The organism is Pseudomonas anguilliseptica, assembly GCF_900105355.1.
In the GTDB taxonomy this organism is placed as follows: domain Bacteria; phylum Pseudomonadota; class Gammaproteobacteria; order Pseudomonadales; family Pseudomonadaceae; genus Aquipseudomonas; species Aquipseudomonas anguilliseptica.
This window is the reverse complement of record NZ_FNSC01000001.1, coordinates 4,764,285-4,785,562: the sequence shown is the minus strand read 5'-3', so window position 1 is coordinate 4,785,562 and position 21,278 is coordinate 4,764,285. Positions and strand designations below refer to the sequence as shown.

Genomic DNA, 21,278 nt, shown 5'->3' with positions numbered 1-21,278 from the left:
GGAAGGGATGAATAGATGATCAATTTCGAGATTTTCATCGCCATCGGCATGTTCACCGGCATTGTGCTGGCGTTGGTGCTGATCATTATCGCTGCGCGCGCCAAGCTGGTTTCCAGCGGTGACGTGAGCATCGAGATCAACGGCGAAAAAACCATCGTGGTGCCAGCTGGCGGCAAGTTGCTGCAGACACTGGCGGCCAACAATATCTTCCTGTCTTCGGCATGCGGTGGCGGCGGTACCTGCGCCCAGTGCAAGTGCGTGGTCGAGCACGGTGGCGGCGAAATGCTGCCGACTGAAGAGGCTGCCTTCACTCGTCGCGAAGCCAAGGCTGGCTGGCGTCTGTCCTGCCAGGCTCCGGTCAAGCAGGACATGAAGATCGAAGTGCCGGAAGAAGTGTTCGGCGTGAAGAAGTGGGAGTGCACCGTTGAGTCCAACCCCAACGTGGCCACCTTCATCAAGGAGCTGACGCTGAAACTGCCGGAAGGCGAAAGCGTCGACTTCCGCGCCGGTGGCTATGTGCAGCTGGAATGCCCGCCGCACGAAGTGCACTACAAGGACTTCGATATTCAGGAAGAGTACCGCGGCGACTGGGACAAGTTTAACCAGTGGAAGTACGTGTCCAAGGTCGAAGAGACTGTGATCCGTGCCTACTCCATGGCCAACTATCCGGAAGAAGTGGGGCTGGTGAAGTTCAATATCCGTATTGCTTCGCCGCCACCGGGCAAGGACGATCTGCCACCAGGCAAGATGAGCTCCTACGTGTTCAGCCTCAAGCCGGGCGACAAGATCGATGTATACGGTCCGTTTGGTGAGTTCTTCGCCAAGGACACCGATGCCGAGATGGTGTTTATCGGTGGTGGCGCCGGTATGGCGCCGATGCGTTCGCACATCTTCGACCAGCTCAAGCGCTTGAAGTCGACCCGCAAGATCAGCTTCTGGTACGGTGCACGCTCCATGCGTGAAGCCTTCTACGTTGAAGAATACGATCAGCTGCAGGCCGAGAACCCCAACTTCAAGTGGCATCTGGCCTTGTCTGATCCGCTACTGGAAGACAACTGGACTGGCCTCAAGGGCTTTATCCACAACGTGCTGTACGAGAACTACCTGAAGGACCATCCGGCTCCGGAAGAGTGCGAGTTCTACATGTGCGGCCCGCCCATGATGAACGCAGCCGTGATCAAGATGCTGATCGACCTGGGTGTGGAGGAGGAAAACATCCTGCTCGACGACTTCGGCGGTTAAGCATGAGCCATGTGCTACTTCGGCCCGTTATCGCTGTCAGCTTGCTGACAGCCCTAACGGGCTGTTGGTTTTCAGAGCGTGTAGAAGAGTTTGGCGGCCCGACCATGGGCAGCACCTACACGGTCAAATATGTGCGCAGCAAGGATTCGCCGAGCCTTGAGTTACTCAAGCGCGAGACCGATGCAATCCTGGCTGAGGTTGACCAACAGTTGTCGACCTATCGCGATGATTCCGCAATCGAGCAATTCAACCAGGCTCCGGCGGGTGCCTGTCAGGCAATGCCTGCTGGGGTGCTGGAGTTGGTCGAGGCTGGGCGTGTGCTGCATGAGCAAAGTGCGGGCGCATTCGATCTGACCCTGGAACCGCTGCTCAATCTCTGGGGTTTCGGCCCCAAAGCGCGCGCCGAAAAGGTGCCGACCGCTGAGCAACTGACCGCCGCACGTGCGCGGGTGGGCATGCAGCATCTGCGTCGTGATGGGCAGCAGTTGTGTAAAGAAGTTGATGTTCAGGTCGATTTCAACAGCATTGCCGCCGGTTATGCGGTGGACAAGATCGTGCAGCGCTTCAACGAGCTGGGTGTGACCAGCTATATGGTTGAGGCTACTGGTGAACTCAAGGCTGCGGGCAAGAAGCCGGATGGTCAGCCCTGGCGCATCGGCCTGGAGGCGCCGCAGGACGGTCAGCGAGTCGCTCAGCGGGTGCTGGCGGAGGATGGTTACGGCATTTCAACCTCGGGTGATTACCGCAATTACTTCGAGGAAGAAGGGCAGCGTTATTCGCACACCCTCGATCCGTTGACCGGCGCGCCGATCACGCACAAGCTGGCAGCGGTAACCGTGGTGGACAAATCGACCTTGCGCGCCGATGGCTTGTCTACAGTGCTAATGGTGATGGGCACTGAGCGTGGCCTGGCATTTGCTGAGCGCATGGGTATTGCGGCGTTTTTCGTGACCCGTGAAGGTGACGCTTTCGTCACACAGACAACTCAGGCTTTCGAGCAGCTATTCGCTGCAGGAGACGAGCAATGACGTTTTTAGTGGTGTTTCTGGTCATGCTGCTGGTAGTCGGCATGATGGCCGTGGGTGTGATCATGGGCCGTAAGCCCATCGCCGGCTCGTGCGGCGGTATCGCCAATCTGGGTATTGAGAAGGAATGCTCGATCTGTGGTGGCAGCCGCGAGAAGTGCGAAGAGGTCAACAGCGACCCGCAAGGCAAAACCACAGCCCTGGCCTACGACGCGACCAAACGCTAATCGTCCAGCGGTCGGCTGAAAGGCTAGGCTTGCAGCTACGAATTGATTGCCAGGCTGCGTACGCGGTCTGGCCCTGCCGAGAGCACGGTACAAGTGCTCCGGTGTGTCCTGAAGGAGTAAACATGGCGGTCTACAACTACGACGTAGTGGTGCTGGGTTCCGGCCCTGCGGGTGAAGGCGCGGCAATGAACGCGGCCAAGGCCGGGTGCAAGGTCGCCGTGGTCGACAGTCGTCGTGAAGTTGGCGGCAACTGCACCCACCTGGGCACCATTCCGTCCAAGGCACTGCGCCATTCGGTGCGGCAGATCATGCAGTTCAACACCAACCCGATGTTCCGCCAGATCGGCGAGCCGCGCTGGTTTTCCTTCCCTGACGTGCTGAAGAGCGCCGAGCGGGTGATCGCCAAGCAGGTAAGTTCGCGCACCGGCTACTACGCGCGTAACCGTATTGATGTGTTCTTCGGTACCGGCAGCTTTGCCGATGAGCACACCATCGAAGTGGTCTGCGCCAATGGTGTGGTGGAAAAGCTGGTGGCCAAGCAGATTGTCATTGCTACCGGTTCGCGGCCTTATCGCCCGGTGGATGTGAACTTCCACCATCCACGCATCTACGACAGCGACACCATCCTCAGCCTCGGTCATACCCCACGCCGCATCATCATCTACGGCGCCGGAGTCATCGGTTCCGAGTACGCTTCGATCTTCAGTGGTTTGGGCGTGCTGGTTGACCTGATCGACAACCGTGATCAGCTGTTGAGCTTCCTCGATGCGGAAATCTCCGATGCCTTGAGCTATCACCTGCGCAATAACAACGTGCTGATTCGCCACAACGAAGAGTATGAAAGCGTTGAAGGGGTGGAGAATGGGGTGATCCTACACCTCAAGTCCGGCAAGAAGATCAAGGCCGACGCCTTCCTCTGGTGCAACGGCCGTACCGGCAATACCGATCAGCTGGGCCTGGAAAACATTGGCATCAAGGTCAATAGCCGTGGGCAGATCGAGGTTGACCAAAGCTACCGCACCCAGGTGTCGAACATCTACGCTGCTGGCGATGTGATCGGCTGGCCGAGCCTGGCCAGTGCCGCCGCCGACCAGGGCCGTTCGGCTGCCGGTAGCATCGTCGACAATGGCAGCTGGCGCTTCGTCGATGACGTGCCGACCGGTATCTACACCATTCCGGAAATCAGCTCGATCGGTAAGAACGAGCGCGAGCTGACTCAGGCCAAGATCCCTTATGAAGTCGGCAAGGCGTTCTTCAAAGGCATGGCCCGGGCGCAGATTTCCCACGAGCCGGTGGGCATGCTGAAGATCCTGTTCCACCGCGAGACCCTGGAAGTACTGGGTGTGCACTGTTTCGGTTACCAGGCGTCGGAGATTGTGCATATCGGTCAGGCGATCATGAACCAGAAGGGTGAGGCCAACAGCATCAAGTACTTCGTCAACACCACCTTCAACTACCCGACTATGGCGGAAGCCTACCGGGTGGCGGCGTTCGACGGCCTCAACCGGCTTTTTTGAGCGGCTCCGGCCGGTGGCCTGAGCCGGCCGGGGAGAACCCGTTCAGCGACTCCTGCGACTGGCGTTGGCCTAATCGCGAAAGTTTCTGATCAGGCTTAACAAAAAACCGGCCCTTGCGGCCGGTTTTTTCGTTTCTCTGGCTGGGGGCGGGAGATTACTCCAGGGTCGCCACGGCCAGGCCGGGGAAGTCGGTGATGATGCTGTCTACACCGAAGTCCGCCAGGCGGCGCATCAGTGCCGGCTCATTGACCGTCCACACCGAGACATGCAAACCAGTCTTCTGTGCCTTGAGCAGGCGCTCGGGAGTGCATAGCGTCCAGTTCAGCGCGAGCAGGTGGCAGCCGTAATGCTTGGCAACCTTGAGTGGGTCGAGCCAGGCGTATTCGGCTACCAGCCCGCGCTGCAGGTGCGGCGTCAGGCGCTGCAGGGCGCCGAGCACTTCGCGGGAGCTGGAAGTCACAGTGACTTTGTCTGTCAGTTTGTAGCGTTCGGCCAGTTCGGCTATCGCCTTGACCATCCGGGCGGAGCGCACCTTCGAGGCGCTTTTGACTTCCAGCTGCCAGTGCTCGAAGTCGCAGTGCTGGAACAATTCTTCCAACCGTGGGATCGGACAGGGGGTAACGGCGCCAGGACCACCTTTGCGGGCGTCATAGGTCACCAGTTCGGCGGCGTCATGCTCGACCACCTTGCCGCGGTGGCCGGTGGTGCGCTTGAGGGTTGGGTCGTGAATCACCATCAGCTCGCCATCGCGCGACAGGTGCAGATCCAGCTCGCAGCGGCGAACGCCATGTTTCAGGCATTGCTGAAAGCTGGCCAGGGTGTTTTCCGGCACCTCGCCTTTGGCGCCGCGATGTCCATAAATGACTGTCACTGTTGCTCCTTCTCGGGCAGGGCGGCGCCGGGCTGATGATGGCGCACGCTGTTGATCACGTGTTTGTGCTCGAAGTAGACGCTGAATTCGCGGTAATCCCAGCGAGTGATCGGCGGGTTGCCAACGCTGGGATGCTCTTCATCGGCCAGGCCGAAACGCTCAAGCACGGCGCGCTGGGATTCGCCGAGCTGCGGCAGCTGTAGTGTGCTGCCACCTTGCTGGCCGATAGGAATTTGCAGGGTGTCGGCGTGGGCGCCGAGAGGCAGGAGCAGGGCGAGAAGCAGAAACAGACGGGGCATGGTGGCTCGCTATCAGGGTTGCAGGGGCTGCTCGCGGGCCTGGCGACGTTCCAGGGCCTGGCGCTGCAAGATATGCCGGGCAAGCAACTGGCGTTGGGCATCGCTCACAGCTTCGAATTCCGCGCCGATTTCAAATTGCTGCGAGGGCAATGGCTGGCAATGCACCACCTTGGCCCGCAACAGTAGGCCCAAGGCTTGCGGCATCAGTACCATCTTCACCGCCAGGTGGGCACCGGCAGCCACAGGTTGAGGGTTGTTGAAACTGACGCCTCCCTCGGACAGGCTGACCTTGCGCGGTGTGCCGATGTCGCGCAGCAGGCTTTGCGCCACGGCCTGACCGAGCAGGTCGATGCGCTTGTTCATCACTTTGAGGTAATTGGCCAGGGTGCGGTCGCGCTCACTGATATGCCGCAGCAGGTGCTGCGACTCGAAGTCCATCAGGTGCAAATCGCTAAGCAGGTTGAACAGTGGCGAGCTGTCGTGAAGCTCGTCACTGGCCAGGGCTTCTGCGCCCGAGAGCAGGGTGAATTCCAGTGCGATCGTATCGTCGATACGATAGTATTCGCGGCGATCATCTTCATCTTGAGTCGGCATGGCGAACCCATGGCAGCAGTAGTGGTCAGAGTGTAAGGCCGCTCGCCAAGCCCCGCCACAAGGACGTTTCTTTTTCCCTCGAATCAGCCCCGACATGTTCAGACCTCTGTTCGTATTTATCGGCACGCGTTACACGCGGGCCAAGCGTCGCAACCACTTCGTATCCTTTATTTCCCTGACTTCGATGATCGGGCTGGCACTGGGTGTGCTGGTGATGATTCTGGTGCTGTCGGTGATGAACGGCTTCGACCATGAAATGCGTACCCGCGTGCTCGGCATGGTGCCGCACGCCACCGTCGAGAGCGCCACGCCGATCAAGGACTGGCGCAGCCTGGCCGACAAGGCACAGAGCAATCCGCAGGTGCTGGCGGTTGCGCCCTTCAGCCAGATGCAGGGCCTGCTGACTAACGACGGCAAGGTGCAGAAAGTGCTGATCAACGCGGTCGATCCGCTTGAAGAAGCCAAGGTTTCGATTATCGGCAATTTCTTCAAGCAGGGCCGCCTGGAAGATCTGCAACCCGGCGAGTTCGGCATGGTGCTGGGCGATAAGGCTGCGGCCAAGCTCGGCGTCAGTCTGGGTGATAAGGTCACCTTTGTCGCGCCGGAAGTGACGGTTACTCCAGCCGGTATGTTTCCGCGCCTCAAGCGCTTTACCGTGGTGGGCATCTTCCATGTCGGCGCCGGCGAGATCGACGGCCACCTGGCCCTGACCCATGTGCAGGATCTGGCGCGTCTGCAGCGTTGGCAGGCCGATGAGGTGCAGGGCATTCGCCTGAAATTCGCCGATCTGTTCGAAGCCCCGCGCACCGCTTGGGCGCTGGCGCAAACTCTCGGCGAGGGTGATTACTACGCCCGCGACTGGACCCGTACCCACGGCAACCTGTACCAGGCGATCCGCATGGAAAAAGCAATGATTGGCCTGCTGTTGCTGCTGATTGTTGCGGTGGCCGCGTTCAACATCATTTCCACTCTGGTGATGGTGGTCACCGACAAGAAGGGCGATATCGCCATCCTGCGCACCCTGGGTGCCACACCGCGACAGATCATGGCGATCTTTATGGTTCAGGGCACGGTGATCGGCGTATTCGGCACAGCCATCGGTGCGGTGCTGGGCTGCCTGGCCGCCTTGAATATCAGCAGTGCGATTGCCGCGCTTGAAGAGCTGCTGGGGATCAAATTCCTCAATGCCGATGTGTATTTCATCGACTACCTGCCCTCGCAGCTGATGCTGGTGGACGTGCTGCTGGTCTGCGGCGCGGCGTTGATTCTCAGTTTTTTCGCCACCCTGTATCCGGCCTGGCGCGCAGCGCGCACCCAGCCTGCGGAGGCCCTGCGTTATGAATGATCAGGTTATGAGTGATTCGGTTATGCAAGATCGTGCAGTGTTGAGTTGTCGCAACCTTGGTAAAAGCTACGACGAAGGTCCGCAATCGGTGGTGGTGCTGCAGGACCTGCAGCTGGAGCTGCACCCTGGCGAGCGCGTGGCGATTGTTGGCAGTTCCGGCTCGGGCAAGAGCACCTTGTTGAACATGCTCGGCGGTCTTGATACGCCGAGCACCGGCAGCGTCTGGCTGGCCGGCGAGGAATTGTCGGCGCTGAATGAAAAGCAACGCGGTCTGCTGCGCAACCGCGCTCTGGGTTTCGTTTATCAGTTCCACCACCTGTTGCCGGAATTCACCGCGCTGGAGAATGTGTGCATGCCGCTGCTGATTGGCCGCACGCCGATCAGCGAGGCGCGTCAGCGGGCCACGGCATTGCTGGAACGGGTTGGCCTGGGTCATCGCCTGGCGCACAAGCCTGCAGAGTTGTCCGGTGGTGAGCGCCAGCGGGTGGCGATTGCCCGTGCGCTGGTCAATCAGCCGGGCCTGGTGCTGCTCGATGAACCGACCGGCAACCTCGATCACCACACCGCGCAGGGTATTCAAGACCTGATGAAGGAGCTTAGCAGCTCGTCGCAAACCGCCTTTCTGGTGGTGACCCACGACATGGCCCTGGCCCAGCAGATGGACCGCATTCTGCGTCTGGAAGACGGCAAACTGGTGGCTGCCTGATGTTTCGCCCGCTGAGTATCTTTATCGGTATCCGCTACACCGGGGCCAAGCGGCGCAATCACTTCATCTCGTTTATCTCGATGACGTCGATGATCGGCTTGGCCCTCGGAGTGTTGGCCATGATCGTGGTGTTGTCGGTGATGAACGGTTTCCAGAAGGAAATGAGCACGCGCATTCTCGGCATGGTGCCTCACGCCAGCATTATTGGTAGCCAGCCGCTGGATGATTGGCAGCAGGTTGCTGCTGCTGCGAAGAGCAATCCGCAGGTGGTCGCCGCAGTGCCGTTTGCCGAGCTGGAAGGCATGCTCTCGGTACGCGGGGCGATGCAGCCGGTGCAGCTGCACTGCGTCGATCCGGTGCTGGAGCCGCAGGTGTCGATCATCGACAAGCATATGCAGCAAGGCCGCTTGAGCGATTTGCGTGAAGGCGAGTTTGGCGTGGTGCTGGGTGAAATCACCGCGCGGCGCTTCCAGCTGCGGGTGGGTGACAAGCTGGCGCTGATCGTGCCGGAACTCAGCAGCGTGCCGGGCGGCATCAGCCCGCGCATGCAGCGTCTTAACGTGGTCGGCATCTTTAAAGTGGGCGCTGAGCTGGATAGTTCATTGGCGTTGATTCACGTCGCCGATGCGGCGCATATCCAGCGCATGCAGCCGGGCCAGGTGCAAAGCGTGCGGCTGAAACTGCAGGACCTGTATCAGGCGCCGCAAGTGGCCGCGCAGATTGTCGGTGAGCTGGGTGCGGGTTATAGCTCCGCTGACTGGACCCTGACTCAGGGCAGCCTGTTCAGTGCGATGAAAATGGAAAAAACCATGATCGGTCTGTTGCTGCTGCTGATTGTCGCGGTGGCGGCCTTCAATATCATCGCCACGTTGATCATGGTGGTGGCGGACAAGGGGGCGGATATCGCCATCTTGCGCACCTTGGGTGCGACACCCGGGCAGATCATGGGCATCTTTATGGTGCAGGGCACTGTGATCGGTGCCATTGGTACGTTGATTGGCGCGGTGCTGGGTATTCTGGCTGCGTTGAATGTCAGCCAGCTGGTGGGCTGGATCGAGCGCTTGAGCGGCCAACAGGTGATGAGCTCGGACGTGTATTTCATTAGTAACCTGCCGTCTGAGCTGCTGCTGTCTGATGTTCTGCTGATCTGCGGGGCGGCGTTCAGCCTGAGCTTTCTGGCTACCGTTTACCCGTCCTGGCGTGCTGCACAGATTCAGCCTGCCGATGCGCTGCGTTACGAATAAGCTACGCTGGCAGAAACAAAAAAGCCGTTACTCAGTAACGGCTTTTTTGTTTCAGTTCTGTACGTCTTGCTGCCGACGTTTTTCCTGACGTTTGCGCCAGTTATGCCGCACCCACCAGCGCCAGTAGGCGTTGGTGCCAAAGTAGCCGATCAGAGCGAGCAGCAGGCCAAGCACCAGAGAGCCAAGATAGAGTGGCTGCCAGTGAGTTTGTAGAACATGGCCGACCCAGCCGAGGGTGATGTGATCAGGCATTTGCAGGGTAGGCGTGTTTATCAGCCAGGCGCCGAACTTGTAGCTGCAATAAAACACTGGCGGCATGGTGATCGGATTGGTCAGCCAGACCAGGCCAATCGAAATCGGCAGGTTACCCCGGGCTGGAATCGCCACGGCGGCAGCGGCGGCCATTTGCATGGGTATGGGGATCATTGCCCAGAACAGACCGATGGCCATTGCGCGTGAAACAGAATGGCGGTTGAGGTGCCAGAGGTTGGGATCGTGGATCAGGCTGCCCAGAAAGCGCAGGGATTTATTGCCCTTGATACGGTCTGGGTGGGGCATGTAGCGCTTGAATAAACGACGCGGCATGAAGGCTCTCTGGCGGGTAAAAGCGCCGACATTATGCACCCTTTGATGACAGCCTGCTTTCACACTTTGTGACAGCAAATAAGCAAAAGCTGATCGATAGGTTAAATGCTGGGCGGCGGCAAAAACTGAGTGCAGCACCTGATCTTTCCGATACGGTGCTGCCCCTATGTCTTATTCCGAACTCAGCGTTGAAGAGCGCGCCACTATTCAAATCGGTCATGCCCAAGGCTTTAGCCTGCGCAAGATTGCCCACCTGATCAACCGATCCCCCTCGACTATCAGTCGCGAGTTGCGCCGTAATCGAGAGGTCTGCGGTCGTTACTCGGCCCGTGCGGCGCAGCAGCAGATGAGAGCCCGGCGCCAAGTCTGCCGGCCCAAGCGAAAGCTGCTGCCCGGTAGTGAACGCTTCGAGTTGGTGACCCATATGCTGCGTGAGCGTTTGTCTCCCGAGCAGATTGCCGGCAAGCTGCGCAGCATGAACATACCCAGCCTCAGAGATGCCTACGTCTGTCGCGAGACGATCTATACCGCGATCTATGCCTTGCCGGTCGGCGAGCTGCGTAAGGAGCTGATTATCTGCCTGCGCCAAAGCAAGACGACGCGCAGGCCGCGCTCTGGCGGCGTGGATCGACGTGGCCAGCTCCCGGAGCTGGTCAGTATTCACGTGCGCCCGCCGGAGATTGAAGACCGCCTGATGCCGGGCCACTGGGAGGGCGACCTTATCAAGGGCAAGGCCAACGCCTCGTCGGTCGGCACCTTGGTAGAACGCACCAGTGGCTACCTGATGCTGATCAAGATGAACGATGCGACGGCGACCTCGGCGATGGAAGGTTTCAGCGCCGCACTCAATCGTATGCCGCTGGCGATGCGTAAGAGCATGACCTACGACCAGGGCCGGGAGATGGCGCGGCACGCCGAGATCACCCAGAGAACCGGCATAGCGATCTACTTCTGCGACCCACACAGCCCCTGGCAGCGCGGCAGCAACGAAAACATCAACGGCCTCATTCGCCAGTACCTGCCCAAGGGCACAGACTTGTCGGGACACAGCCAAGAACAGTTGGATGCCATTGCACTGCAACTGAATATGCGGCCGCGTAAGCGCTTCGACTTCAAGTGCCCGATCGAAGTCATGAGCGAAGTAATGCAAGAAGCCATGGCTATGCGGCATGATGCGCCAGCGTCAATTCAATAACCGTGCTGCACTCAGCTCCTGCAACCGCCCTGTATTCGACTCACGGAGCGAGTCTATGCGCACAGGGGTTTTCGCGCTGGTGGCCGGGCTGCTGGTGCTGCGCTTTCTTCCGACCTTGCCGCCGTTCTGGCTGCTGGTTCTTTTGCCGATCACTGGCTTGATGCTGTTGCCGTTTCGCAGTTATCCCGTAGCCTTGTTTCTATTCGGCTTCACTTGGGCGTGCGTATCGGCGCAGTGGGCGCTGGATGATCGTCTGGCGCGGCAGTTGGATGCGCGTACCTTGTGGCTGCAAGGGCAGGTGGTCGGCTTGCCTGAGGTGGGTGAGGGCGTGGTGCGCTTTCAGCTGGAGCAGGTGGCTTCACGTCGCGACAAATTGCCCGCGCGTCTGCGCCTGGCCTGGTATGACGGGCCGGCCGTGCGTGCGGGCGAGACCTGGCGTCTGGCGGTACGGCTCAAGCGTCCCCATGGCTTGGTCAATCCTCAGGCATTCGACTACGAAGCCTGGCTGCTGGCGCAGCGCATCGGCGCCACGGGTACGGTGAAAAGCGGCGAGCTGATTGCCCCTGCCAGTGGTTCCGGGGCCTGGCGCGACCGCTTGCGTCAGCAGCTCTTGGCAGCGCCCGCACATGGCCGCGAAGGCGCGCTGGCGGCCCTGGTGTTGGGTGACGATTCGGGGCTTTCGACAGCAGATTGGCAGGTGCTGCAGAACACCGGCACGGTGCACCTGATGGTGATATCCGGTCAGCATATCGGTCTGTTGGCAGCGCTGTTATATGGCCTGGTTGCCGGTTTGGCGCGTTGGGGATTCTGGCCGCGCAGCTGGCCCTGGCTGCCCTTTGCTTGTGCAATGGCATTTGCCGGCGCCTTGGCTTATGGGTTGTTGGCAGGTTTTGAGGTGCCGGTACAGCGCGCCTGCGTGATGGTCGGTCTGGTGCTGCTCTGGCGCTGGCGTTTTCGTTACCTGGGTGTGTGGCTGCCTCTGCTAATGGCATTACTTGGGGTGCTGCTGGGTGAACCGCTGGCCAGTTTACAGCCTGGCTTCTGGTTGTCCTTTGGCGCGGTGATGCTATTGATCCTGATTTTCAGCGGACGCTTGGGTGTCAGGCCCTGGTGGAGCACCTTATTGCGCGCACAATGGGCCATGGCCATCGGTTTGTTGCCGTTGCTGCTGGCGCTCGGTTTACCTGTGAGTGCCAGTGGTCCCTTGGCCAACCTGGTGGCGGTACCCGTGGTTGGGTTATTGGTGGTGCCGCTGGCATTACTTGGTATGTTATTGCTGCCCTTGCCTGGGGTTGGTGCTGCGCTGCTCTGGATAGCAGGCTGGGTATTGGACTTGCTGTTTTCTCTGCTGACGCAATTGGCCCTATGGTTGCCGGCTTGGTTACCTAGCGCCTTGCCATTCTGGGCCTGGCTATTGGTGGCGCTGGGTGCGCTGGTTTTGCTCCTGCCAGCCGCTTTGCCTATGCGCAGCCTGGGTGGGCTATTGCTGCTGCCCTTGTTATTCAGCCCACAGCAGCGTCCTGAACACGGGCTAGCCGAGGTGTGGATGCTGGATGTCGGCCAGGGGCTGGCGGTGCTGGTGCGCACCCAGACACATGCTCTGCTGTATGACGCTGGGCCGCGTTTTGGCGAGTTCGATACCGGTGAGCGCGTGGTACTGCCTTCTCTGCGGGCGCTGGATGTTCGCGCCCTTGATCTGTTGCTGATCAGTCATGCCGATAACGATCACGCCGGGGGCGCCACAGCAATCAAGCGCGGTCTGCCTGTCAGGCAGGTGTTCAGTGGCGAGCTGGATAAGCTCGCGCCGTCACTGCAGGCCCAAGCCTGTGCCAGTGGTCAGCACTGGCAGTGGGATGGCGTGCAATTCAGTACCTGGCGTTGGGCGAGTGCGATTGATGGCAACCAGGCGTCCTGCGTGCTGCGCATCGAGGCCAATGGCGAGCGGCTGTGGCTAACTGGTGATATCGACAGCCACGCTGAGCGTGCCTTGCTTAACAGTGGTCTGGTAATGCCGGCGCAGTGGCTGCTGGCACCGCACCATGGCAGTCGCAGTTCATCCTCGGCGGCCTTGCTGGCAAAGGTCAGGCCTACAGCTGCGCTGATTTCCCGTGGTGCGCACAATGCCTTTGGTCATCCGCATGCCGAAGTTGTCGAGCGTTACCGGGCATTGGATGCGCGGCTGTACGACACCGTCGAACACGGCGCGGTACGGATTCGTTTGGGTGCATTCGAGCCTGCGCAGGGTTTGCGCTATCGAGCACGTTTTTGGCGGGAAAAATGAGAACAGCGACGGTCGGCGAGGCCGCGACCCTATGCTAGAGTGGCGCCACTTTTGTGAAGGGGATCTGCCACCGTGTGGGAACTGGTTAAAGCTGGCGGCTGGATGATGCTGCCGATCATTCTGTGTTCTATCGCTGCGGCCGGCATCATTGCCGAACGCTTGTGGGCGCTGCGGCCGAGCCGCATTACGCCACCCAACCTGCTCGGTCAGGTATGGAAGTGGATCAAGGATAAAAAACTCAATAACCAGAAGCTCAAGGAGCTGCGCGCCAACTCGCCGTTGGGGCAGATCCTCGCCGCTGGTCTGGCCAACTCCAAACATGGTCGTGAGATCATGAAAGAGTGCATCCAGGAAGCCGCCGCGCGGGTGATTCACGACCTGGAGCGCTACCTGAATGCCCTGGGCACCATTGCCGGCATTGCGCCACTGCTGGGTTTGCTCGGTACGGTGCTTGGCATGATCGAAATCTTCAGCTCCTTTATGGGCTCGGGCATGGCTAATGCGTCCTTGCTCGCCGGCGGTATTTCCAAGGCGCTGATCACTACGGCGGCGGGTTTGATGGTGGCCATTCCGGCACTGTTCTTCCACCGTTACCTGCAACGCCGCGTCGATGAGTTGGTGGTCGGTATGGAGCAGGAGGCAATTCGCCTGGTAGAAGTGGTGCAGGGCGACCGTGACGTCGACATGGGCGAGGACAAGGCGTGAAATTCCGGCGCAAACCGCGGGAGAACGTCGAGATCAACCTGGCCTCGTTGATTGACGTGGTGTTTATCCTGCTGCTGTTCTTCGTGGTCACCACCACCTTTACCCGTGAGACCCAGCTCAAGGTTGATCTGCCTGAGGCCGCCACTGGCACACCGCCGGAGCAGACCGAACTGAAGCAGCTGGAAATCCTGATTGCCGCCGATGGCAGCTACTCGCTGAATGCCAAACAGTTGCTGAAAAGTGATCTGGAAAGCCTGATGGCAGCGTTGCAGAAGGAATCGGAGGGCGATAACAGCCTACCGCTGATCATCAGCGCCGATGCCAAGGCGCAGCATCAGGCGGTGATTACCGCCATGGATGCGGCCGGCAAGCTGGGTTTTGCCCACCTGCGCATGACCACCATCGAGGCGCAAGCCGCGCCTTGAGGGTTGCCCGCTGATGAGCCTCTCCGCACGCCTTACTGCTGCCTGGTACGCCGGTCATCCGGCACTGGGCCTGCTGCGTCCGCTGGAGTGGCTGTATCGCACTGTAGTGCAGCGCAAGCGCGCACGTTTTCTGGCGGGTGAGGGCGTGATCTACCGTGCTCCCGTGCCGGTCGTGGTGGTCGGCAATATCACTGTCGGCGGCACCGGAAAAACCCCGATGATTCTCTGGCTGATCGAGCATTGCCGCCGGCAAGGGCTGCGCGTCGGCGTGGTCAGTCGCGGCTATGGTGCGCAGCCGCCGCAGCTGCCCTGGCGCGTGCAGGCTGATCAAACCGCACGCGTGGCCGGTGATGAGCCGCTGCTGATTGTGCAGCGTAGCGGCGTGCCGCTGATGATTGATCCTGATCGCGGACGTGCTGTGGCGGCCCTGCTGGCAGACGAACCGCTGGACCTGATCCTCAGTGACGATGGCTTGCAACACTACCGTCTGGCCCGAGATCTCGAGCTGGTGCTGATCGATGCGGCGCGCGGCTTGGGTAATCGCCATTGCCTGCCTGCCGGCCCTTTACGTGAGCCGGTAGAGCGTCTGCAGGGCGTGGATGCGCTGCTGTATAACGGCGCGTCCAGCGATCCGCAGGAAGGCTACGGCTTTACCCTGCAGCCGCGTACCTTGGTCAATCTGCGCAGTGGCGAGCAGCACCCTCTGAACTATTTTCCTGCTGGTCAGGCCCTGCATGCGGTCGCCGGTATTGGCAATCCGCAGCGTTTCTTCAATACCCTCGAAGGGCTACACTGGCGGCCTGTCGCGCATGCCTTTGCCGACCACGCGCCGTACAGCGCCGAGTTGCTGAATTTCAGCCCGGCGCTGCCGGTGTTGATGACGGAAAAGGATGCGGTCAAGTGCCGTGCCTTTGCGGCTGACGATTGGTGGTACCTGGCGGTGGATGCCGAGCCTTCGGCCGCGTTTGTTGCCTGGTTTGATCAGCAATTGCAGCGTCTTGTGCCGCGCGCCTGACTGTTCTGATCATTCGGCGGCCTCGTCCGTCTCAGCTGCTGCTTCCTATCAAGGATCTCTCATGGACCCGAAACTACTCGACATTCTCGCCTGCCCACTGTGCAAGGGCCCGCTGAAGCTCGCCGCTGACAAGAGTGAGCTGATCTGCAAGGCCGACGCACTGGCTTTCCCGGTTCGCGATGGCATCCCGGTGATGCTGGAAACCGAAGCCCGCACCCTCAACGTCGACGAGCGCCTGGACAAGTAAATGAGCACAGCCTTTACCGTTGTGATTCCGGCGCGTTTTGCGTCCAGCCGTCTGCCGGGTAAGCCGCTGCAGGATATTGCCGGCAAACCGATGATTCAGCATGTCTGGGAGCAGGCGTGCAAAAGCAGCGCCCAGCAGGTGGTCGTTGCCACTGACGATGCGCGCATCGTTGAGGCGTGTCAGGGCTTTGGTGCGCAAGTGGTGTTGACCCGCGTCGATCACAACTCAGGCACCGACCGTCTGGCTGAAGTAGCCATGGCTCTGGGCCTGGCGGCTGACGCCATTGTGGTCAACGTGCAGGGCGACGAGCCGCTGATTCCGCCAGCGATCATTGATCAGGTTGCCGCCAACCTGGCAGCCAATCCACAGGCAGCCATCGCTACCCTGGCCGAGCCGATCGAGGATGTGCAGGCGCTGTTCAACCCCAATGTGGTCAAGGTGGTTAGCGACAAGACCGGCCTGGCACTGACCTTCAGTCGTGCGCCGCTGGCCTGGGCGCGTGATGCCTTTGCCAAAAGCCGCGATGAGCTGCCAGCAGGCGTGCCGTACCGCCGCCACATTGGCATCTACGCCTACCGTGCGCAGTTTCTGCATGACTTCGTCAGCTGGGGCCCGTGCTGGTTGGAGGATACCGAGTGCCTGGAGCAGCTGCGCGCGCTCTGGCATGGCGTGCGTATCCATGTCGCCGATGCACTGGAAGCGCCACCTGCGGGCGTCGACACGTTGGAAGACCTGGAGCGGGTTCGTCGCCTGCTGGGGGGCTGATGCGCGTTCTGTTTGTCTGCCTGGGCAATATCTGCCGCTCGCCAACGGCCGAAGGCGTGTTGCGCCATAAGCTACGTGAAGCGGGGCTGGACGGGCGCGTCGAAGTAGATTCGGCTGGCACTGGCGACTGGCACGTAGGCAAGGCTGCGGATCTGCGCACGCGCCAGGCTGCGCAGCAGCGTGGCTATGACCTGTCCGCGCTGCGCGGTCGGCAGGTCAAGGCGGCAGACTTTCATGCCTTCGACCTGATTCTGGCGATGGATAACAGCAACCTGCACGACCTGCAGCAGCTGCGTCCGGGCAATGATGCGGCCGAGCTGGACCTGTTTCTGCGCCGTTATCAGCTGGAACTGGATGAAGTGCCGGACCCCTATTACGGTGGCGAGGCCGGTTTTGCCCAGGTGCTGGATTTGATTGAGCAGGCCTGTGATGCCCTGATTATTGAACTCAAGGGGCGCTTATGAGCCTCTCGGTGCGTACTCAGGTATCGCTGAAGCCCTATAACAGCTTTGCCGTCGAGGCCCTGGCCAGCCACTTTGCCGAGGCTGAGAATGATCAGCAGGTGTGCGAAGCGCTGAGCTATGCACAAACGCAGCAGTTGCCGCTGTTATTGCTCGGGGGTGGCAGCAATCTGCTGCTCACCGCCGATGTTGAAGCGCTGGTGCTGCGCATGGCCAGTCGCGGTATTCGCGTACTCAGCGATGACGGCGAGCGTGTAGTAATCGAGGCGGAGGCGGGCGAGCCTTGGCATCCTTTTGTGCAGTGGACGCTGGCGCAGGGTTTTGCCGGTTTGGAAAACCTCAGCCTGATCCCTGGCACCGTAGGTGCTGCCCCGGTGCAAAATATTGGCGCTTACGGCGTTGAATTGAAGGACCTGTTTGTCGGTTTGACTGCCCTGGATCGGCACAGCGGCGAGTTATGCGAGTTCTCTCTGGTGGACTGCGCCTTTGCCTACCGCGACAGCCTGTTCAAGCGCGAAAGCGGGCGCTGGGTCATCCTCCGGGTGCGCTTTGCCTTGAATCGCACGGCTGCGTTGCACCTGGATTACGGTCCGGTGCGTCAGCGGTTGGCGGAGCAGGGCATCAGTGCCCCGACGGCGCGGGATGTCAGCCAGGCCATCTGCGCTATTCGCAGCGAAAAACTGCCGGATCCGGCTGAGCTGGGTAATGCCGGTAGCTTCTTCAAGAACCCGTTGGTATCGGCCGAACTCGCACAGCGCTTGCGCGCCGAGCATGCCGATCTGGTGGCCTATCCTCAGGTGGTGAATGGCCAGGCGGACGGGCAGGTCAAGCTGGCCGCTGGTTGGTTGATCGAGCGGGCGGGCTGGAAGGGCTTTCGTGAGGGGGATGCAGGTGTGCATCGTCTGCAGGCGTTGGTGCTGGTGAATTATGGCGCCGCCACCGGTGCGCAGTTATTGGCACTGGCGCAGCGTATCCAGGCAGATATCGCCCAGCGTTTTGCAGTGGAGTTGGAGATCGAGCCAAACGTGCTGTAAAGCCTTGTGATGTTAGGCATCGCGCGTATTGATCGCGCTGTAATAAAGCCAGAACGCAAAAGGGGATGCCGAAGCATCCCCTTTTTTGTAGCCCGCCATCCCTGGCGGCTATCCTGCGGATCAGACCTGTGGTTTGACCGCTTCTTTGTCCTGCTCGTCAGCTTCCACTTCAGTAAACAGTGAGCTCTGCGGCTCCTGGCTCACTTCTGCTTCAGCCTTTGGCTCGGCTGCTTCGATGCTCGCAGGTGCTTCAGCTGCAGTTTCAACTACGGCTTCGGCAACCGGCTCTTCAGCCACCGGAGCAGCCGCTTCAACCAGTGCGGAGGTAGCTGGTGCTTCGGCGGCTTCGCGTGCCAGGCGTTCGGCTTCACGCTGACGACGGCGCACTTCACGCGGATCGTTAGGCGCGCGGCCGGTGCTGCTGACAGCGACTGCAGGTGCAGCTTCAACTGCCACAACTTCAGCAGTCGGTTCGGGAGCAGCAACCACAGCGGGCACTTCAACAACCTCTGCGGCCGGGGCAGGAGTTTCTACAACAGCAGGTGCTGGTGCAGCTTTGCTGGTTTCGGCGGTATGTGCAGGTGCTTCGCTGGTCTCGACCACTGCTTCTACAGCAGCGATCTCAACAACGGCTTGTGGCGCTTCAGTTGCAGTGAGTTCGCGTGGCTGCTCCTGCTCGACAACTACTGGTGCGACTTCAGCGTTCGCTTGGGCGGTTTCGTCCGCGTTAGTGATAACGGCGGCGGTTACTGCTGTTGCAACTACTGCGTTGTCGACATTGGCTGTTGCTTCTGTTGCTTCTGTTGCTTCTGTTGCTTCTTCGCTGCCTTCGATCGGATTGCCGTTGGCGTCGTTCTGGCGCTCGCGACGATTGCTGCGACGACGCTGGCCACGGGAGCGGCGACGTGGACGATCGCCGCCTTCGTTGCCTTCCTGCTCATCGTCCTGCAGTGCTTCTTCCGCGTTCAGTGCTGCTTCGTCACCTGCAGCTGCTGCCTGTTCGGCGCGCGGCTGGCGTTCTTCACGCGGTTGGCGCGGCTGACGCGGTTCGCGTTGCGGGCGTTCGGCGCGGGTTTCTTCGCTGGCGGTTGCGCTCTCGCCGGGGGCGGCATCCAGCGGCTCACGCAGTTCGCGTGGCTGGCGCTCTTCGCGTGGCTTGCGGTCGCGTTGCTGGCGCTCTTCGCGCGGAGGGCGCGATTGACGCACTTCCTGCGGCTCGCGAACCTCTACGACATCGCGTGGGCTGCGTTCTTCGCGCGGTGCGCGGTCTTCGCGGGCGGCACGTGGCTGGCGCTCTTCACGCGGTGCGCGTTCTTCACGTGGGCCACGCTCTTCGCGTGGTTTGCGATCTTCATTGTTGCGACCGCCACGGTTGCGGTTCTGCTGGCGACCGTTGCGACGCTCATCGCTGCGCTGTGGGCGTTCGCTGGTCTTCTTCTCGATGACGGTAGGTTTTTCTTCTTCCTTGCCGGCAAACAGGCTGACCAGCGACTTGACCAGACCTTTGAACAGGCTTGGCTCGGCAGTGGCAGCTGGTTGTGCAGCGACGGCCTCAGCGGGCGTTGGTGCGGTGCGCTGTGGGGCGGTCTTGATCGCAGCTTCCTGGCGAACCAGGGTGCGGGTGGCGGCAGCCTGCTTTTCTTCTTCCACTTCAACCACAGCCATTTCATAGCTGGATTGGGTGGATTGAGCTTCCGGGCTGTCGTCACGGATGCGCTGCACTTCAAAGTGCGGCGTTTCCAGGTGATCGTTCGGGATGATCACGATGCGGGCGCGGGTACGCAGTTCGGTCTTGGTGATCGAGTTGCGCTTTTCGTTGAGCAGGAAAGCGGCAACCGGAATTGGCACTTGTGCGCGAACTTCAGCGGTGCGGTCTTTCAGGGCTTCTTCTTCAATCAGGCGCAGGATAGCCAGCGACAGCGACTCAACGTCGCGGATAATGCCTTGACCGTTGCAGCGCGGGCAGACGATACCGCTGGTCTCACCCAAAGATGGACGCAGGCGCTGACGCGACATTTCCAGCAAGCCGAAGCGTGAGATACGGCCCACTTGTACACGGGCGCGGTCGGCTTCCAGGCTTTCACGGACTTTTTCTTCCACGGCGCGTTGGTTCTTCGCCGGGGTCATGTCGATGAAGTCGATGACGATCAGGCCGCCGATATCACGCAGACGCAATTGGCGGGCGATTTCTTCAGCCGCCTCCAGATTGGTCTGCAGGGCGGTTTCTTCGATGTCGCTACCTTTGGTGGCGCGCGCCGAGTTGATGTCGATGGACACCAGAGCTTCGGTCGGGTCGATAACGATGGAACCACCCGACGGCAGTTTCACTTCGCGCTGGAAGGCGGTTTCGATCTGGCTTTCGATCTGGAAGCGGTTGAACAGCGGTACGCTGTCTTCATACAGCTTGATCTTGCTGGCGTACTGCGGCATCACCTGGTTGATAAAGCTCAGGGCTTCCTGCTGCGCTTCGATGCTGTCGACCAGTACTTCGCCGATGTCCTGGCGCAGGTAGTCGCGGATGGCGCGGATAATTACGTTGCTTTCCTGATAGATCAGGAAGGGTGCGGCGCGGTCCAGCGAAGCTTCTTTGATAGCAGTCCAGAGTTGCAGCAGGTAGTCGAGATCCCACTGCATTTCTTCGCTGGAGCGGCCAAGACCTGCGGTGCGCACGATCAGGCCCATGTCGCTTGGGGCGACCAGGCCATTCAGCGCTTCACGCAGCTCGTTGCGCTCTTCACCTTCAATACGACGCGAGATGCCACCGGCGCGCGGGTTGTTCGGCATCAGCACCAGGTAACGACCGGCGAGGCTGATGAAAGTGGTCAGGGCTGCGCCCTTGTTGCCACGCTCTTCTTTCTCGACCTGAACGATGACTTCCTGGCCTTCCTTGAGCACGTCTTTGATATTGACGCGGCCTTCTGGAGCCTTGCTGAAGTATTCGCGGGAGATTTCTTTGAGCGGGAGGAAGCCGTGGCGCTCAGAACCGAAGTCGACGAAAGCGGCTTCGAGGCTAGGCTCTACGCGGGTGATTTTACCCTTGTAGATGTTGGATTTTTTCTGCTCACGAGCGTCGGACTCGATGTCCAGGTCGTAGAGTTTCTGCCCATCTACCAGGGCAACACGCAACTCTTCGGGCTGAGTTGCGTTAATCAGCATTCTTTTCATGTAGTACCGTCGGTTTCCGGTGCTGGCGGAAGCGGCGTTCGGCACACACGACTTCAGGGGTCGGTGTCAGGTGCGTCAGGAACGGTCGTAAAGCGTTCCAGTGTCTAGCGGCGGCAGCCAATTGTGCTGGGCCGCGACGGACGTCTCCTGCTCGCTGTGATAACAGAAAGCACTAAGTCAGGAGGAGGAATCAGCTGTTGGTAGCGGACGAGATGAGGCGTCTTGGTAAAGCGAGCTGCTACGCGGACCAACAGTTGTACATCTCCACCCTACACGTATCGCTGAAACTCGGGTGCCGCTCGCGAAAATCCGCAGCGGGTTAACTATTAC

At 60.3% G+C, this 21,278-nt stretch carries 21 protein-coding genes; 16 read left to right on the top strand and 5 right to left on the bottom strand.

Going from position 1 to position 21,278, the window contains the following annotated elements; translation table 11 throughout:
* Positions 1 to 15: 15 nt before the first annotated feature.
* The 4 genes from nqrF (at position 16) to sthA (ending at position 4,011) form a co-directional block, all read left to right on the top strand.
* A complete protein-coding gene (gene nqrF, locus BLW24_RS23350) occupies positions 16 to 1,242 on the top strand; it encodes an NADH:ubiquinone reductase (Na(+)-transporting) subunit F (protein WP_090387313.1) in 1,227 nt (408 codons plus the stop codon).
* A 104-nt stretch (positions 1,243 to 1,346) separates the two neighbouring features.
* Positions 1,347 to 2,270 carry an FAD:protein FMN transferase gene (locus BLW24_RS23345; RefSeq protein ID WP_090387859.1) on the top strand — a complete coding sequence of 308 codons (924 nt, stop codon included), beginning with the start codon at positions 1,347 to 1,349 and terminating at the stop codon, positions 2,268 to 2,270.
* Positions 2,267 to 2,494 carry a (Na+)-NQR maturation NqrM gene (gene nqrM / locus BLW24_RS23340; RefSeq protein WP_090387311.1) on the top strand — a complete coding sequence of 76 codons (228 nt, stop codon included), beginning with the start codon at positions 2,267 to 2,269 and terminating at the stop codon, positions 2,492 to 2,494. Before BLW24_RS23345 ends, nqrM begins: the two co-directional genes overlap by 4 nt.
* Before the next feature lie 122 nt (positions 2,495 to 2,616).
* Positions 2,617 to 4,011 carry a Si-specific NAD(P)(+) transhydrogenase gene (gene sthA, locus BLW24_RS23335; RefSeq protein WP_090387309.1) on the top strand — a complete coding sequence of 465 codons (1,395 nt, stop codon included), beginning with the start codon at positions 2,617 to 2,619 and terminating at the stop codon, positions 4,009 to 4,011.
* Positions 4,012 to 4,165: 154 nt separating this feature from the next.
* Here sthA and BLW24_RS23330 read toward each other — a convergent pair whose 3' ends face one another.
* The 3 genes from BLW24_RS23330 to BLW24_RS23320 are packed head-to-tail and all read right to left on the bottom strand — an operon-like array spanning position 4,166 to position 5,775.
* Positions 4,166 to 4,882 (bottom strand): glycerophosphodiester phosphodiesterase, encoded by a 717-nt coding sequence (locus tag BLW24_RS23330; protein WP_090387307.1) that lies wholly within the window; start codon positions 4,880 to 4,882, stop codon positions 4,166 to 4,168.
* Positions 4,879 to 5,181: a phosphodiesterase gene (locus BLW24_RS23325; protein WP_090387305.1), complete on the bottom strand. Its 303-nt coding sequence runs from the start codon at positions 5,179 to 5,181 to the stop codon at positions 4,879 to 4,881. Before BLW24_RS23325 ends, BLW24_RS23330 begins: the two co-directional genes overlap by 4 nt.
* 12 nt (positions 5,182 to 5,193) lie before the next feature.
* On the bottom strand, positions 5,194 to 5,775 hold the full coding sequence (locus tag BLW24_RS23320) for a PilZ domain-containing protein (RefSeq protein ID WP_090387303.1): 582 nt from the start codon (positions 5,773 to 5,775) through the stop codon (positions 5,194 to 5,196).
* Positions 5,776 to 5,869: 94 nt separating this feature from the next.
* Between BLW24_RS23320 and BLW24_RS23315 the strand changes: the two genes are divergently transcribed.
* Genes BLW24_RS23315 through BLW24_RS23305 form a run of 3 tightly spaced genes read left to right on the top strand, consistent with a single transcriptional unit; the run spans position 5,870 to position 9,070 of the window.
* On the top strand, positions 5,870 to 7,120 hold the full coding sequence (locus tag BLW24_RS23315) for a lipoprotein-releasing ABC transporter permease subunit (protein ID WP_090387300.1): 1,251 nt from the start codon (positions 5,870 to 5,872) through the stop codon (positions 7,118 to 7,120).
* Between the two features lie 22 nt (positions 7,121 to 7,142).
* Entirely contained in the window at positions 7,143 to 7,826 is a 684-nt protein-coding gene (gene lolD, locus BLW24_RS23310) for a lipoprotein-releasing ABC transporter ATP-binding protein LolD (protein WP_178124367.1), read from the top strand.
* The gene (locus tag BLW24_RS23305) at positions 7,826 to 9,070 is read left to right on the top strand and encodes a lipoprotein-releasing ABC transporter permease subunit (protein WP_090387298.1); all 1,245 of its coding nucleotides are present in this window, start codon (positions 7,826 to 7,828) and stop codon (positions 9,068 to 9,070) included. Before lolD ends, BLW24_RS23305 begins: the two co-directional genes overlap by 1 nt.
* A gap of 51 nt (positions 9,071 to 9,121) precedes the next feature.
* On the opposite strand, the gene BLW24_RS23300 is transcribed toward BLW24_RS23305, so the two are convergent.
* Positions 9,122 to 9,655 (bottom strand): DUF2062 domain-containing protein, encoded by a 534-nt coding sequence (locus BLW24_RS23300; RefSeq protein WP_090387296.1) that lies wholly within the window; start codon positions 9,653 to 9,655, stop codon positions 9,122 to 9,124.
* Positions 9,656 to 9,821: 166 nt separating this feature from the next.
* Here BLW24_RS23300 and BLW24_RS23290 point away from each other — a divergent pair, with 166 nt between their 5' ends.
* The 9 genes from BLW24_RS23290 to murB all read left to right on the top strand — a co-directional run bounded on the left by BLW24_RS23290 (position 9,822) and on the right by murB (position 17,783).
* The gene (locus BLW24_RS23290; protein WP_090375993.1) at positions 9,822 to 10,850 is read left to right on the top strand and encodes an IS30 family transposase; all 1,029 of its coding nucleotides are present in this window, start codon (positions 9,822 to 9,824) and stop codon (positions 10,848 to 10,850) included.
* Between the two features lie 55 nt (positions 10,851 to 10,905).
* A complete protein-coding gene (locus BLW24_RS23285; protein WP_090387292.1) occupies positions 10,906 to 13,131 on the top strand; it encodes a DNA internalization-related competence protein ComEC/Rec2 in 2,226 nt (741 codons plus the stop codon).
* Between the two features lie 72 nt (positions 13,132 to 13,203).
* Positions 13,204 to 13,836, top strand: a complete 633-nt coding sequence (locus BLW24_RS23280) for a MotA/TolQ/ExbB proton channel family protein (protein ID WP_090387290.1) — start codon at positions 13,204 to 13,206, stop codon at positions 13,834 to 13,836.
* Positions 13,833 to 14,261, top strand: coding sequence for an ExbD/TolR family protein (locus BLW24_RS23275; protein WP_090248015.1), 429 nt, complete (start codon positions 13,833 to 13,835; stop codon positions 14,259 to 14,261). Before BLW24_RS23280 ends, BLW24_RS23275 begins: the two co-directional genes overlap by 4 nt.
* A gap of 13 nt (positions 14,262 to 14,274) precedes the next feature.
* Positions 14,275 to 15,276 carry a tetraacyldisaccharide 4'-kinase gene (lpxK, locus tag BLW24_RS23270; RefSeq protein ID WP_090387288.1) on the top strand — a complete coding sequence of 334 codons (1,002 nt, stop codon included), beginning with the start codon at positions 14,275 to 14,277 and terminating at the stop codon, positions 15,274 to 15,276.
* A gap of 61 nt (positions 15,277 to 15,337) precedes the next feature.
* On the top strand, positions 15,338 to 15,523 hold the full coding sequence (locus BLW24_RS23265; RefSeq protein WP_090387286.1) for a Trm112 family protein: 186 nt from the start codon (positions 15,338 to 15,340) through the stop codon (positions 15,521 to 15,523).
* Positions 15,524 to 16,288: a 3-deoxy-manno-octulosonate cytidylyltransferase gene (kdsB, locus tag BLW24_RS23260; RefSeq protein ID WP_090387284.1), complete on the top strand. Its 765-nt coding sequence runs from the start codon at positions 15,524 to 15,526 to the stop codon at positions 16,286 to 16,288.
* Positions 16,288 to 16,752: a low molecular weight protein-tyrosine-phosphatase gene (locus BLW24_RS23255; RefSeq protein WP_090387282.1), complete on the top strand. Its 465-nt coding sequence runs from the start codon at positions 16,288 to 16,290 to the stop codon at positions 16,750 to 16,752. The genes kdsB and BLW24_RS23255 overlap by 1 nt, the downstream gene beginning before the upstream one ends.
* Entirely contained in the window at positions 16,749 to 17,783 is a 1,035-nt protein-coding gene (gene murB, locus BLW24_RS23250; RefSeq protein WP_090387280.1) for a UDP-N-acetylmuramate dehydrogenase, read from the top strand. Before BLW24_RS23255 ends, murB begins: the two co-directional genes overlap by 4 nt.
* 120 nt (positions 17,784 to 17,903) lie before the next feature.
* Here murB and rne read toward each other — a convergent pair whose 3' ends face one another.
* A complete protein-coding gene (rne, locus tag BLW24_RS23245; protein ID WP_090387278.1) occupies positions 17,904 to 20,948 on the bottom strand; it encodes a ribonuclease E in 3,045 nt (1,014 codons plus the stop codon).
* Positions 20,949 to 21,278 lie beyond the last annotated feature (330 nt).

Bases quoted from the DNA above. Each gene is read 5' to 3' on its own strand.
- nqrM (WP_090387311.1), top strand. From the start codon at position 2,267: ATGACGTTTTTAGTGGTGTTTCTGGTCATGCTGCTGGTAGTCGGCATG.
- murB (WP_090387280.1), top strand. From the start codon at position 16,749: ATGAGCCTCTCGGTGCGTACTCAGGTATCGCTGAAGCCCTATAACAGC.
- BLW24_RS23345 (WP_090387859.1), top strand. From the start codon at position 1,347: ATGGGCAGCACCTACACGGTCAAATATGTGCGCAGCAAGGATTCGCCG.
- sthA (WP_090387309.1), top strand. From the start codon at position 2,617: ATGGCGGTCTACAACTACGACGTAGTGGTGCTGGGTTCCGGCCCTGCG.
- nqrF (WP_090387313.1), top strand. From the start codon at position 16: ATGATCAATTTCGAGATTTTCATCGCCATCGGCATGTTCACCGGCATT.
- lpxK (WP_090387288.1), top strand. From the start codon at position 14,275: ATGAGCCTCTCCGCACGCCTTACTGCTGCCTGGTACGCCGGTCATCCG.
- BLW24_RS23325 (WP_090387305.1), bottom strand. From the start codon at position 5,181: ATGCCCCGTCTGTTTCTGCTTCTCGCCCTGCTCCTGCCTCTCGGCGCC.
- BLW24_RS23290 (WP_090375993.1), top strand. From the start codon at position 9,822: ATGTCTTATTCCGAACTCAGCGTTGAAGAGCGCGCCACTATTCAAATC.
- kdsB (WP_090387284.1), top strand. From the start codon at position 15,524: ATGAGCACAGCCTTTACCGTTGTGATTCCGGCGCGTTTTGCGTCCAGC.
- BLW24_RS23300 (WP_090387296.1), bottom strand. From the start codon at position 9,655: ATGCCGCGTCGTTTATTCAAGCGCTACATGCCCCACCCAGACCGTATC.
- BLW24_RS23255 (WP_090387282.1), top strand. From the start codon at position 16,288: ATGCGCGTTCTGTTTGTCTGCCTGGGCAATATCTGCCGCTCGCCAACG.
- BLW24_RS23320 (WP_090387303.1), bottom strand. From the start codon at position 5,775: ATGCCGACTCAAGATGAAGATGATCGCCGCGAATACTATCGTATCGAC.
- lolD (WP_178124367.1), top strand. From the start codon at position 7,143: ATGCAAGATCGTGCAGTGTTGAGTTGTCGCAACCTTGGTAAAAGCTAC.
- BLW24_RS23305 (WP_090387298.1), top strand. From the start codon at position 7,826: ATGTTTCGCCCGCTGAGTATCTTTATCGGTATCCGCTACACCGGGGCC.
- BLW24_RS23315 (WP_090387300.1), top strand. From the start codon at position 5,870: ATGTTCAGACCTCTGTTCGTATTTATCGGCACGCGTTACACGCGGGCC.
- BLW24_RS23285 (WP_090387292.1), top strand. From the start codon at position 10,906: ATGCGCACAGGGGTTTTCGCGCTGGTGGCCGGGCTGCTGGTGCTGCGC.
- rne (WP_090387278.1), bottom strand. From the start codon at position 20,948: ATGAAAAGAATGCTGATTAACGCAACTCAGCCCGAAGAGTTGCGTGTT.
- BLW24_RS23265 (WP_090387286.1), top strand. From the start codon at position 15,338: ATGGACCCGAAACTACTCGACATTCTCGCCTGCCCACTGTGCAAGGGC.